The 11,718-nt window shown below is 67.2% G+C and carries 11 protein-coding genes; 10 read left to right on the top strand and 1 reads right to left on the bottom strand.

Features of this window, described 5'->3' with window-relative positions; genetic code table 11:
- The first annotated feature begins 24 nt into the window (after positions 1-24).
- The 7 genes from JIM94_RS00990 (at position 25) to JIM94_RS00960 (ending at position 6,507) form a co-directional block, all read left to right on the top strand.
- Positions 25-2,712, top strand: coding sequence for a hypothetical protein (locus tag JIM94_RS00990; RefSeq protein WP_200253768.1), 2,688 nt, complete (start codon positions 25-27; stop codon positions 2,710-2,712).
- A 120-nt stretch (positions 2,713-2,832) separates the two neighbouring features.
- Positions 2,833-3,273, top strand: coding sequence for a YbjN domain-containing protein (locus tag JIM94_RS00985; protein WP_200253765.1), 441 nt, complete (start codon positions 2,833-2,835; stop codon positions 3,271-3,273).
- Complete coding sequence (locus JIM94_RS00980; protein WP_200253763.1) at positions 3,273-3,743, top strand: YbjN domain-containing protein; 471 nt, start codon at positions 3,273-3,275, stop codon at positions 3,741-3,743. The genes JIM94_RS00985 and JIM94_RS00980 overlap by 1 nt, the downstream gene beginning before the upstream one ends.
- 71 nt (positions 3,744-3,814) lie before the next feature.
- Positions 3,815-4,240 (top strand): type III secretion system chaperone family protein, encoded by a 426-nt coding sequence (locus JIM94_RS00975; RefSeq protein WP_200253761.1) that lies wholly within the window; start codon positions 3,815-3,817, stop codon positions 4,238-4,240.
- Entirely contained in the window at positions 4,240-4,698 is a 459-nt protein-coding gene (locus JIM94_RS00970; RefSeq protein ID WP_200253759.1) for a hypothetical protein, read from the top strand. Before JIM94_RS00975 ends, JIM94_RS00970 begins: the two co-directional genes overlap by 1 nt.
- Before the next feature lie 265 nt (positions 4,699-4,963).
- Positions 4,964-5,560 carry a sigma-70 family RNA polymerase sigma factor gene (locus JIM94_RS00965; protein ID WP_200253757.1) on the top strand — a complete coding sequence of 199 codons (597 nt, stop codon included), beginning with the start codon at positions 4,964-4,966 and terminating at the stop codon, positions 5,558-5,560.
- Positions 5,557-6,507: a hypothetical protein gene (locus tag JIM94_RS00960; RefSeq protein ID WP_200253755.1), complete on the top strand. Its 951-nt coding sequence runs from the start codon at positions 5,557-5,559 to the stop codon at positions 6,505-6,507. The genes JIM94_RS00965 and JIM94_RS00960 overlap by 4 nt, the downstream gene beginning before the upstream one ends.
- Before the next feature lie 103 nt (positions 6,508-6,610).
- Here JIM94_RS00960 and JIM94_RS00955 read toward each other — a convergent pair whose 3' ends face one another.
- On the bottom strand, positions 6,611-6,982 hold the full coding sequence (locus JIM94_RS00955) for a DUF5319 domain-containing protein (RefSeq protein ID WP_200253753.1): 372 nt from the start codon (positions 6,980-6,982) through the stop codon (positions 6,611-6,613).
- A gap of 243 nt (positions 6,983-7,225) precedes the next feature.
- Here JIM94_RS00955 and guaB point away from each other — a divergent pair, with 243 nt between their 5' ends.
- The 3 genes from guaB (at position 7,226) to guaA (ending at position 11,678) form a co-directional block, all read left to right on the top strand.
- Entirely contained in the window at positions 7,226-8,752 is a 1,527-nt protein-coding gene (guaB, locus tag JIM94_RS00950; RefSeq protein ID WP_200253751.1) for an IMP dehydrogenase, read from the top strand.
- Positions 8,753-8,803: 51 nt separating this feature from the next.
- The gene (locus tag JIM94_RS00945) at positions 8,804-10,015 is read left to right on the top strand and encodes a GuaB3 family IMP dehydrogenase-related protein (RefSeq protein WP_200253749.1); all 1,212 of its coding nucleotides are present in this window, start codon (positions 8,804-8,806) and stop codon (positions 10,013-10,015) included.
- Positions 10,016-10,091: 76 nt separating this feature from the next.
- Positions 10,092-11,678: a glutamine-hydrolyzing GMP synthase gene (gene guaA / locus JIM94_RS00940; protein WP_200253747.1), complete on the top strand. Its 1,587-nt coding sequence runs from the start codon at positions 10,092-10,094 to the stop codon at positions 11,676-11,678.
- Positions 11,679-11,718: the final 40 nt, after the last annotated feature.

The raw sequence follows: 11,718 nt of genomic DNA, 5'->3' as shown, positions 1-11,718 counted from the left end.
GTACCCGACGACCAGGAGCACCCCATGACCGAGCCCGACAACCGGCACGACGAACTCCGCCTCCTCATGCACCGTGCCGACAGCACACCGTGGGGGAGCACCTGCAGTGAACTCTGGGCGGAGGCCGCCCAGCTCGCCGTCGACACCGACCGGCTGGAGGAGGCCCTGATCTGCCACGCGGAGCTCTGCACCGCCTACTGCATGGACGGGCGGAACTACCGCTGCATCGCGCCCTTCTCCTACGTCGAGGAGATGCGTTCGAACCGTCCCGACCTGTTCAGCCCCGCCCTGCACCACAAGCACGCCTGGAACCTCAAGTACGTGCTCTCCGCGGTGGCGAACAACCCGGAGGTGCCCGTCGCGCAGTACCGCTCGCTGCTCGATCTGATGACCGACTACTACCGGGAGCTGGGGGATCCCGGACGTGCCGTGGCGATGCGCCGCCTGGGGTTCCTCCGGAACACCGGTGGGGACGGGATCGAGGACACCTACGCCGAGTGGCTGGATCTCCCCGACTCCGAGCTCGCCGACTGCGCCGGCTGCGGTCCCGAACAGCGGGTCGAGTACCACGCCAGCCGAGGCGAGTGGGAGACGGCCCGGGAGATCGGCGAGGCGGCGCTCCGCGACATGGAGAACAGCTGTTCGTCGCAACCCGAGGGCCTGCTCACCGAGATGCTCGAACCCTGGTTGCGGACGGGACAGGACACCAGGGCATGGTCCGCCCACGTCCGCGGATACCGGCGTTACCGCCGCGACCCGGCCGATCTCGCCCAGCACGCGGACCACCTCCGTTACCTCGCACTGTCCGGCGCCGCGGGCAGACCGGAACGTCTCGAGCGGGCCGAGGCCATCCTCATCCGTCACCTGCCCTGGTGGGAACGTGCCGAGGACCACAGGGACCTGCTGAATCTCGCCGCAGCCGCGGTCGTGCTCCTCGACCGGATCCCCGGGGCCACGGACCGCACACTGGATGCCACGCTGCCCGGTGAAAACCTGCCGTGGGTGACCGGCATCGAGACGCTCACCCGCCCGACCCTCGCCGAGGCGCGTGCCTGGTTCCTCACCCTCGCCACGACGATCGCCGAACAGTTCGACGCCCGCCCGGGTATGGAGCACGCGGTGCACGTCGCGTCGCTGCAGCGGCTCATCGACCCGGAACCCGTCTCCCCGCTGCCCGGGCCGGTGGAGGGTGCCGTCGCCGACGTGTCCGGCATGTTCACCCCCGACGAGGCCGACTACCAGGTCATCACCTCCCCCGGGGCGTCCACCGGGCCGGTCACGGGGACCACGACGACCCCGGACGAGGGGGAGGACGAACCACCGGTGGTCCCCATCGACGTCACCGGCTGGTGGCGCGGCGACGATCTCGCTGAGGCACTCGCCGCGAACGCCGCGGTGGGACACGAGATCGAGACCGTCCACTGGCACCATGCGGTCCACCTCCTGATCGACCACCCGGGACTGCGCACCAGCCCGGAGGCCGCCGGGGTCCCCGATGAGCTGCGGGACGCGTGGCAGCGTGCCGTCGGCGACGCGGAATGGTTCCTCGGCGTCGACCTCGACGCCGAGACCGGGGAACTCCCCGGCACGACCGGAGACCCCGCGTACCGGTTGATCGAGGAGGCTGCGGCGGCCTTCCGTTCGGGGCAGATCATGGAGGCCTGCCAGGCGGCGGACACCGCGATGCGGACCGGGTCGGCGGAACCCGTCGGTGTACGACTGACCGCGCTGCTCTTCCTCGCCCGGGGTGCCCGTGACGCCGGTTACCTCGACGAGGGCATCGACTGCGCCCGACAGATGCTCAATCTCTGTGCCGCGGCCGAATTGCCCGGATTGACCTTCATCGCGGCACAGACGCTCGCGGAACTCCTGATTTCCGCGCACCGGTACCACGAGGCCGCCGAGGTCCTCGAGACGGCGCTGATGAAGATCTCCGGCTACCCCGGTTCGCGGGCTGAGCTGGATCTGCGCCATGCGCTGGTCCGGGTGTCCGCGAAACTCGAGTTCCACGACGAGGCGGGGGAGGAGCTGCTCAAGATCGCCGGACACATGGACACGAGGGGTGACCGGGAACGGCAGTTGGGGGCCCTGCAACAGGCTGCCGTCGCGTTCGACCACGCCGGGGAAGCCCGTCGCGCGGTATCGACCTGGCACCGGATCATCGAGGTGTCCCGTGCCATGTGGCGGGACGCGGCCGATCGTCTGGCGGCGGGGGACGGTGCGGACGGGCAAACGAAGGAGAAGGTGGACAAGTACCGCGAGGCCTACGCGCTGGCTCTCTACAAGTGCTGTGCCGCAGCGGTGAATCAGCCGGGATACGTCGGTGACGCCGACATGGCCGTGGTCGATGACCTCCTCGACACCCTGCGCGCCCTGGTCAACGATCCCGGGCACCCGGGGCCGAAGACCCCTGAGTGGCGGGAGGCCGACTGGCTGGTCGACAGGGCGTACATGTACCTCTACGCGATGCGGTTTTCCGCAGCGGTGGACTACGCCACCGCGGCGGCGTCAGGGTTCGAACAGCTCGATGAGCCCGTGGACCGGGCGCGTGCCCTGATGATGGCGTCCGACGCCCGGTTCTACGGTGACGAGCCGGAGGCCGCCGTGGAGATCGCGCGTGAGGCACTCGGGGTCCTGTCCGGGAAGCGGTTCATCGGGCACCCCGTACGACGTGCGGCCGAACAGCGGATCCGGGAAGTGGGGGACAACTGATTCGATCCCCGTATGGCGAGAATAGGTTCATAAAACTACAGTGGGTCGTGCACTCCAGCACACCTCGGACGGTGCAGCCGTGGCCGGGGACGGCCCCCGACATGAAGGGATACACCGAACATGGCGTTACCAAAGGTCACCCACTCCCGGGTGGAGAGTTTCCTCACCGGTGAGGGGCTCAACTTCGGCAGGGACGACGATGACGACATCGTCGTCGGTTTCGACGGTCTCACGTTCTTCATCACCGTCCAGGAGGATCTACTGCGGGTCGCGGGCTGGTGGCACGCGGAGCTGTCCGACGATGACGCGGTCGGACGGGCGCTCGCCGCAGCCAATGCCCTGAACCAGGATCTCGTGGCACCGAAGACGGTCATCGGGGGTACACAGCCGAGCATCATCTTCGAGAACGCCCTGAAGACGACCTCGGGGCGCACGGACGAACAACTCGGAGAGTTCATCGTCATGTCCCTCCGGACGAGTTTCATGGCGGGGGAGCGCCTCGCGGCGGATCTGCCCGACCTCGCACCCGCAGTTGAGGAATCCAAGGAGGATGAGAACTGATGGCCTGGTTCAAATCGAAGACAGCCGCCGAAAACCCCACCCCGGTCACCCCGGAACGTATCGAGGCGGCACTGATCCGCCAGGAGATCACGGCGGACCGGGCCGATGACGGTGCCCCGCGGTTCTACTGCATCATCAACGGCTTCCCGGTCATCGTCGACGCCTCCTTCGACTTCGCGGTGGTGTTCAGCGCCTCGACCTTCGAGCGACTGCCGGTGGCACGGGAGGAGGAGGTTCTCGGCTGGGCGAAGATGGTCAACGCCGGAACCCACTTCGTGACCACCGTGAAGAACGTCGATGACGACGGCGTCTACGCCGCGGCGGACGGGACGCTCTTCACCGGAGGCGGACTCACGGATGAACAGCTCGACGAACAGATGGAGCTGATGCTCGTGGGCACCCTCAGCACCATGGGGAACTTCTGCCAGGAGTTCGATCTCGAACCCGGCACCCCGGGAGAGGACAACTGACCCCACGGTCGACCCTCCCCGATACCTGCGGGCCGTAGGCCCGCGCAGACAAGTGAAAGGAAGTACAGCGCATGGCTTTACCCAGGGTCACCGATGCCCGGGTGGAGAACTATCTCACCGGCAAGGGTCTCAGCTTCTCCAGGGACAACGACAACGACATCGTCGTCGGCTACGAGGAGATCTTCTTCTTCTTCACCATCGGGGAGGATCTGCTCCGGATCGCCGGCTGGCGGCGTGGAAAGCTGAGTCACGATGAAGGGCGCGCAGCGGCCGCCGCCAACGTCCTCAACACGGAAATGGTGATGCCGAGAACGGTTATCTCGGGCGACGGCAACAACATCGTCTTCGAGAATGTGGTCGATACCGCCGTCGGGCTCACGGATGAACAGCTCGGCACCTTCATCGACGTCGCGTTCGAGGTCAGTTTCCGCGCGGCCGACAGAATTGACGAAGAATTTCCCGGCCTCGTGCAGCCGGTGGAAGAAGGAGGCAACTGATGGCCTGGTTCAAGTTTGGTTCGAAGAAGGTGGCGGACGAACCCACGCCGGTCACCCCGCAACGCCTGGAGGAGTCCCTGGCCAGGCAGAACCTAGCGGTGTCGAAGCTGCAGGGCGAATTGCCCGTCTACTACTGCTTCTTCAACGACATTCCGGTCATGTTCATCCTCGCGTCCGACGCCTTCGCCGTCGTCAGCGCCGAGATGCGACCCCGCCTGCCCGTCGACCGGGAGGATGATGTTCTCGGGTGGACGACGGCATTCAACTCCGGGAACCACCTCATCACCGCACTGAAGAAACGTGACGCCGACGGAATCCACATCAAGGCCGAGGGCGGGATCTTCATCAAGGCCGGTCTCACGGACGCGCAGCTGGACAAGCAGCTCGATCTGATGCTCAAGGGTGTGCTGCCCACCATCGACAGATTCTGCACGGAGTTCGGGCTCACCGCCGGGTAGGGGGTCGACGGCCCGGGGGACGGTTCACCACCGGGACCGTGTGCGGCGGTTCGGGAGGTCCGCTTCGGAGGGGTGTTCAACGCTGGTCGGGGGCGACGCCCCGGGCTTCCGGTGTTCCGGGGTGAGCCGGGATCCGGGTCGCCTGTCGTCGGTTCCGCTCCTCATGCGGGGGACAGGTGATCTAGACTGTCGGAATAGTGAACCCTTGTAGCGCTTCAGAAACTCCCGCCTGAGGCCCGCTGGTCGGGGTTGACGGTGTCCAGGAATGTCGGAAGATGCAGAGGTCCACAGCGTGAATGATGCAGAGCGCGAACTGGCGGCACTCGTGCCGTTGGCGGCCGGCGGGGACCGGTCCGCGCTCCAGCGGATCATGGAGATCGTGCATCCGATGGTGCTGCGTTACGCCCGTGCCCGGATCGGTGGTGGCAGGCACCCCACTCCGGAGGATGTCGCCCAGGAGATCTGTCTGGCTGTCGCCAACTCCGTGTCGAACTACGTCGACCGGGGGCGGCCGTTCATGGCGTTCGTCTACGGTATCGCCTCGAACAAGGTCGCGGACGCTCACCGCTCCCTGTCGAGGGACCTGTCGAATCCCACCGATGATGTTCCGGACTACGTGCGTGACGGGGATACCCCGGAGGACTATGCGCTGGTCAGCGATGGTAGTAACAGAGTGCGTTCACTTCTCGATTCATTGAGTGACAAGGCTCGCGAAATCATCACCCTCCGGGTGTTCGTGGGACTGTCTGCGGAGGAAACCGCGCGAATCGTGGGAAGTACCCCCGGAGCAGTCAGAGTGGCCCAGCACAGGGCGCTCGCGGCATTGCGTAAGAAGCTTAATGAGCAGGAGCACCAGGCATGAGTGACCGCCGACCCGAGGACGCAGGCGTGAGTGGGGGACAGGACGACAATCTGTTCCGCACCGATGCCTTCCTTGACGACCTCGCCAACGGCGTTGACCCCTCCCGGGGGGACGACGGACTCGCCGGGCTGCTGCTCGGTCTGAAGGCGGACGTCGATGCGCCGATGCCCCCTGCGCCGTCGCTCACTGGTCCGGGACTGTCCGTCACCGCCCCGGCGACGACGCAGTTCACCCCCGTCTCCGCCCCGGTGGTGGAGGAGATCCCCGCCGCCGGTCGTGGCGGTCAGGTGGTCGGTCTCGCGGACAGGCGCAGGCTCGTACCCGGTTTCGTCCACGGCATGATCGGCGCGGCCGCCGCGACACTCGTCATCGCCGGTGGTGGTACAGCCGTCTACAACGCGGGCCCCGACAGCGCCCTGTGGGGTGCGCACACCGCGATGTTCGGTGAGCACGCCTCGGTCGTGGAACTCGCGAGCACACTGGAGGAAGCGGACAACCGCAACGCCAACGGAGATGTCGCCGGGGCACTGGAACTGCTGGAACAGGCCAAACTCATGGCCAAGGAACTCAACGCGCGCAAAGCGACCAGGGTGGACGCCGACAGGCATCCCCCGGCCCCCCGGACGGTGACCGTCACGGTCACGCCGGCGCCACCGGCCCCGCCGGAACCGGACACGGTCACCGTGACCTCCACCGTCGAGGTTCCCCCACCCACCCCGAGCAGCACCCTTCCCCCGACCACACCCGGGTCCCCGACGGGCATCCCGTCGGAGACCGCCCCGACCACGTCTCCGCTGCCGGTTCCGGACGGAAGCGGGGATCCTACGGCACCGGGTGAGGATGACGGCGTCGATGACGGTGGTACCGCAGACAACGTGAGTGCTCCGGTGGGCACGGGAACCACGGGGTCACCGACGACCAGCGCCGAGACGGTCCCCGATCGGTGATCCGGTGGTCCCGCCGGCACACGGGACGACGAAACCCCGGTATCCCTTTCGCGGGATCCGGGGTTTTCACCGTACCGGGGCCTCCTCGGCCGCGCCGGGCCGGTCAGTGTGCCTCCATGCCGTCGAGGAAACCGAGGCAGTAGTCCCAGGGGACGTACGCCGCGGGGTCGGGGCGTGCGGACGGTTCGTGCACGGGGGAGAGTTCACCGGCGAGAGTGGCGCGCATGTTCGCGGCCATGATGTCCCAGTCGTAGTAGTGCTGTTCGTCGCAGTCCTCGCACATGAAGAAGACCCCGAGAACACCACGGGGTTCCAACGCTCGGCGGAACTCGCCGACGAGTTCGAGATCCTCGCGGACACGCTCACGGTCCTCGTCGGTGAGCGGAGGCAGGGGTTCGTCCGCCTCGAGGAACGATGCGGGGTCGTTCGGATCGCCCGCGAACGGGTCCGGCGGCATCATAGAATCAAAGTTCACACAGGCCACCCTAAGGGTGCGGCACGTAAACGGCAACCAAAGACAGGCGAAACGAACTCCCGGTCGGTGGCCCCCGTGACCGCCCCGCGCGCTACTGTTGTAGGTCATGGCACCTCGCCAACCCGGTGCGGCCCGGGAGTGTCTCCGGGCCGGACCGTGAGAGCGGGCAGCGGAAGCTGATCCGGGGAGGGGAACCTGTGCCGACCCAGCCTCACCACCACCCGAGAAAAAGGATGATCCACCTTGACTGACAACCGCGTCTCCACCGGGGGCGACGACCCGAACAAGGTCGCGCTCGTTGGACTCACCTTCGACGATGTCCTGCTGATCCCGGATTCCTCCGATGTGATCCCGAGCGAGGTGAACACCTCCTCGCAGCTCACGCGGAACATCCGGTTGAACATCCCGTTGATCTCGGCCGCCATGGACACGGTGACGGAAGCGCGCATGGCCATCGCGATGGCGCGACAGGGCGGTATGGGTGTGCTGCACCGGAACCTGTCCGTGGAGGATCAGGCGCAGCAGGTGGAGATGGTGAAGCGTTCCGAGTCCGGAATGGTCACCGATCCGGTCACCTGCACCCCCGACATGACGATCGGCGAGGTGGACGCACTGTGCGCCCGTTACCGTATCTCCGGTCTCCCCGTGGTGGACGGGGACCGCAGGCTCGTGGGTATCTGCACGAACCGGGACATGCGTTTCGAGCACGACTACTCCCGGAAGGTCGCCGAGGTCATGACGGCGATGCCGCTGGTCGTGGCGCAGGAGGGGGTCGCGAAGGAGGACGCCCTCCAGCTGCTCAGCGCCAACAAGGTGGAGAAGCTCCCCATCGTCGATGATGCTGGGCGTCTGGTCGGGCTGATCACGGTGAAGGACTTCGTGAAGACGGAGAAGTACCCGGACTCCTCCAAGGACGCGTCCGGCCGTCTGCTCGTGGGGGCGGGTATCGGCACCGGTGAGGATTCCTGGGGGCGGGCCGCGGCACTCGTCGACGCGGGCGTCGACGTGCTGGTCGTGGACACCGCGCACGCCCACAACCGTGGGGTGCTGGAGATGGTGTCCCGGGTGAAGAGGGAGTTCGGGCACAAGGTCGACGTGATCGGCGGAAACCTGGCCACCCGTGCCGCCGCGCAGGCCATGATCGACGCCGGTGCGGACGCCATCAAGGTCGGCATCGGCCCCGGTTCCATCTGCACGACCCGTGTCGTCGCGGGTGTCGGTGCACCGCAGATCACGGCGATCATGGAGGCCGCCGTCCCCGCGAAGGCCGCCGGTGTCCCGATCATCGCCGACGGCGGCATGCAGTTCTCCGGTGACATCGCCAAGGCACTGACCGCCGGTGCCTCCACGGTGATGCTCGGTTCCCTGCTCGCCGGAACCTCGGAGGCACCGGGGGAGACCGTTGTCGTCAACGGCAAGCAGTACAAGATGTACCGTGGCATGGGTTCACTCGGAGCGATGCAGGGACGTGGCCTGAGCGGCGAGAAGCGTTCCTTCTCCAAGGACCGTTACTTCCAGGCGGACGTCAGGAGCGAGGAGAAGCTCGTCCCCGAGGGCATCGAGGGACGTGTTCCCTTCCGTGGTTCGATTGACGCGATCACCCACCAGCTCGTCGGTGGACTCCGTGCCGCGATGGGGTACACGGGTTCCGCCTCCATCGAGGATCTCCAGCGCGCCCGCTTCGTCCAGATCACCGCAGCGGGACTGCGCGAGTCCCACCCGCACGACATCCAGATGACAGTCGAAGCCCCCAACTACTACCAGCGCTGACCCCGGCCACCCCGGCCCCGGTCGGGGCACGATCCAAGGAGCACCACCATCATGCGTGACATCGTCGAAATCGGAATCGGGCGCGAGGCCCGCCGCAGCTACCGGCTGTCCGACATCCAGATCATCCCCTCCCGGCGCACCCGGTCCTCGAAGGACGTCGACACCAGCTGGCACATCGACGCCTACACCTTCGACAACCCCTTCATCTCCCATCCGACCGATGCTCTGGCGACCCCGGAGTTCATCATCGAGATGGGTCGGCAGGGCGGTCTCGGTGTCATCAACGCCGAAGGCCTGTGGGGCAGGCAGCGGGATCTCGGGGGCGCCGTCGGTCGCGTCCGTGAGGCCATCAACGCGGAGCTGTCCGGGCCGGAGTTCTACGGCTCCGAGGCGACCCGGGTCCTCCAGGAACTGCACGCCGCCCCCATCGACGAGGAACTGCTCACCGCCCGTATCGCGGAGGTCCGGGCCTCCGGCACGACCGTCGCTGTCCGGGTCACCCCGCAGCACGCCCGGGAGCTCGCCCCCGTGGTCATCGGGGCCGGTGCTGAACTGCTGTTCATCCAGGGCACCATGATCTCCGCGGAGCATGTCGCGACCGGCGGGGAACCCCTGAACCTCAAGGAGTTCATCGGTTCCCTCGATGTTCCCGTCATCGCGGGTGGCGTCGCGGACTACACCACGGCCCTCCACCTCATGCGGACCGGTGCGGCGGGTGTCATCGTCGGTGGCGGGGCGAACACCAATGACGTTGCACTGGGGATCGGGTGTCCGATGGCCACGGCCATCGCCGATGCCGCGGCCGCCCGACGTGACTACCTCGACGAGACCGGTGGCCGTTACGTGCACATCATCGCGGACGGGGAGATCGAGTCCTCGGGTGACGCGGTGACGGCGATGGCCTGCGGTGCGGACGGAGTCATCCTGGGGCATCCGCTGGCGAAGGCGCGCGAGGCCGCGGCGCAGGGTGCCTACTGGTCACACTCCGCGGCTCACCCGCGTTTCCCGCGCGGCACGGTGGAACCGGCGTGGACGGACGTCGCCTTCTCCGCGGATCTGCTGGGGAGCGGGGACGGTGACACCGTCGACACCGTGGGGAACACCCCCACCCTGGAGACGGTGCTCCACGGCCCGTCCACCGATCCGCACGGGATGCTCAACTACGTCGGCGGACTGCGCAGGGCTATGGCCAAGTGTGGTTACACCGACCTCAAGAGCTTCCAGAAGGTGCAGCTCAGCGTGGCCGGCGGCGTGGGTTTCTGATTTTCGTGACGCCCCGTGCCCGGGGCATGTCGTTCCGGGCACGGGGTCGGTGTGCGGGTGCGGTAAAGTACGTTCCGTGACTGACTCAAAGCAAGCTACCGCAACGAATCACCGCCCGGTGCTCGTCGTCGATTTCGGCGCGCAGTACGCGCAGCTGATCGCCCGCCGGATCCGCGAGGCGCGGATCTATTCGGAGGTCGTCCCGCACACCGCGACGGTCGAGGAGATCCGGGCGAAGAACCCCGCCGCGCTGGTGCTCTCCGGTGGTCCTTCCTCCGTCTACGAGGACGGCGCGCCGGAACTCCGTCCGGAGCTGCTGGATCTGGGCGTCCCGGTGTTCGGTATCTGCTACGGCTTCCAGGCCATGACGCACGCTCTCGGGGGGACCGTCGCCAACACCGGTGACCGGGAGTACGGGCGTACCGATCTCAGCGTCAGCGGCGGAACCCTGCACGAGGGGCTCGAGACGACGCACAAGGTGTGGATGAGCCACGGTGACGCCGTGCACGCCGCACCGGAGGGTTTCACCGTCACCGCGTCCTCCGCGGGTGCACCGGTCGCGGCCTTCGAGTGTGCGGAACGGTCCATGGCCGGTGTCCAGTACCACCCCGAGGTCCTGCATTCCCCGCACGGGCAGGAGGTGCTCACCCGGTTCCTCACGGAGATCGCCGGGCTCGAGCAGAACTGGACCGCCGCGAACATCGCCGATGAACTCGTCGAGGCCGTCCGCGCGCAGATCGGCCCCGAGGGGCGTGCGATCTGCGGTCTGTCCGGCGGCGTTGACTCCGCCGTCGCAGCGGCCCTGGTGCAGCGCGCCATCGGTGACCGGTTGACCTGCGTGTTCGTGGATCACGGTCTGTTGCGTGCCGGTGAGCGTGAGCAGGTCGAGCGGGACTTCGTCGCCGCGACCGGTGCGAAGCTGGTCACCGTCCATGAACAGGACGCCTTCCTGGCGAAGCTCGCCGGTGTCACCGAACCGGAGGCGAAGCGTAAGGCCATCGGTGCGGAGTTCATCCGTTCCTTCGAACGTGCCGTCGCCGGTGTCCTCGAATCCGCACCCGAGGGTTCCTCGGTGGACTTCCTGGTGCAGGGGACCCTCTACCCGGACGTCGTCGAGTCCGGTGGCGGTTCCGGTACCGCGAACATCAAGAGCCACCACAACGTCGGTGGCCTGCCCGACGACGTCGAGTTCGAGCTCGTCGAGCCGCTCCGTCTGCTGTTCAAGGATGAGGTCCGTGCGGTCGGGCGTCAGCTCGGCCTGCCACAGGAGATCGTCGGCAGGCAGCCGTTCCCCGGGCCGGGGCTGGGTATCCGCATCATCGGTGAGGTCACCGCCGAGCGGCTGGAGACGCTGCGCGCCGCGGACCTCATCGCCCGTACCGAGCTCACCGCCGCGGGGCTGGACGAGGAGATCTGGCAGTGCCCCGTGGTGCTGCTCGCTGACGTCCGTTCCGTCGGTGTCCAGGGTGACGGCCGTACCTACGGGCATCCGATCGTGCTGCGCCCGGTGTCCTCCGAGGATGCGATGACCGCCGACTGGACCCGTATCCCCTACGACGTCCTGGAGCGCATCTCCACGCGCATCACCAACGAGGTCGCCGACGTCAACCGCGTCGTGCTCGACTGCACCTCGAAGCCTCCGGGAACGATCGAGTGGGAGTAGCCTCCACTCACTTTCCGTCGATGAAGGCCCCGCACCTCAG

The sequence above is a fragment of the Corynebacterium pygosceleis genome, from assembly GCF_016595275.2.
In the GTDB taxonomy this organism is placed as follows: Bacteria; Actinomycetota; Actinomycetes; order Mycobacteriales; family Mycobacteriaceae; genus Corynebacterium; species Corynebacterium pygosceleis.
Note: the sequence above shows the minus strand (reverse complement) of the source record. Positions and strands in the feature narration are given on the sequence as shown.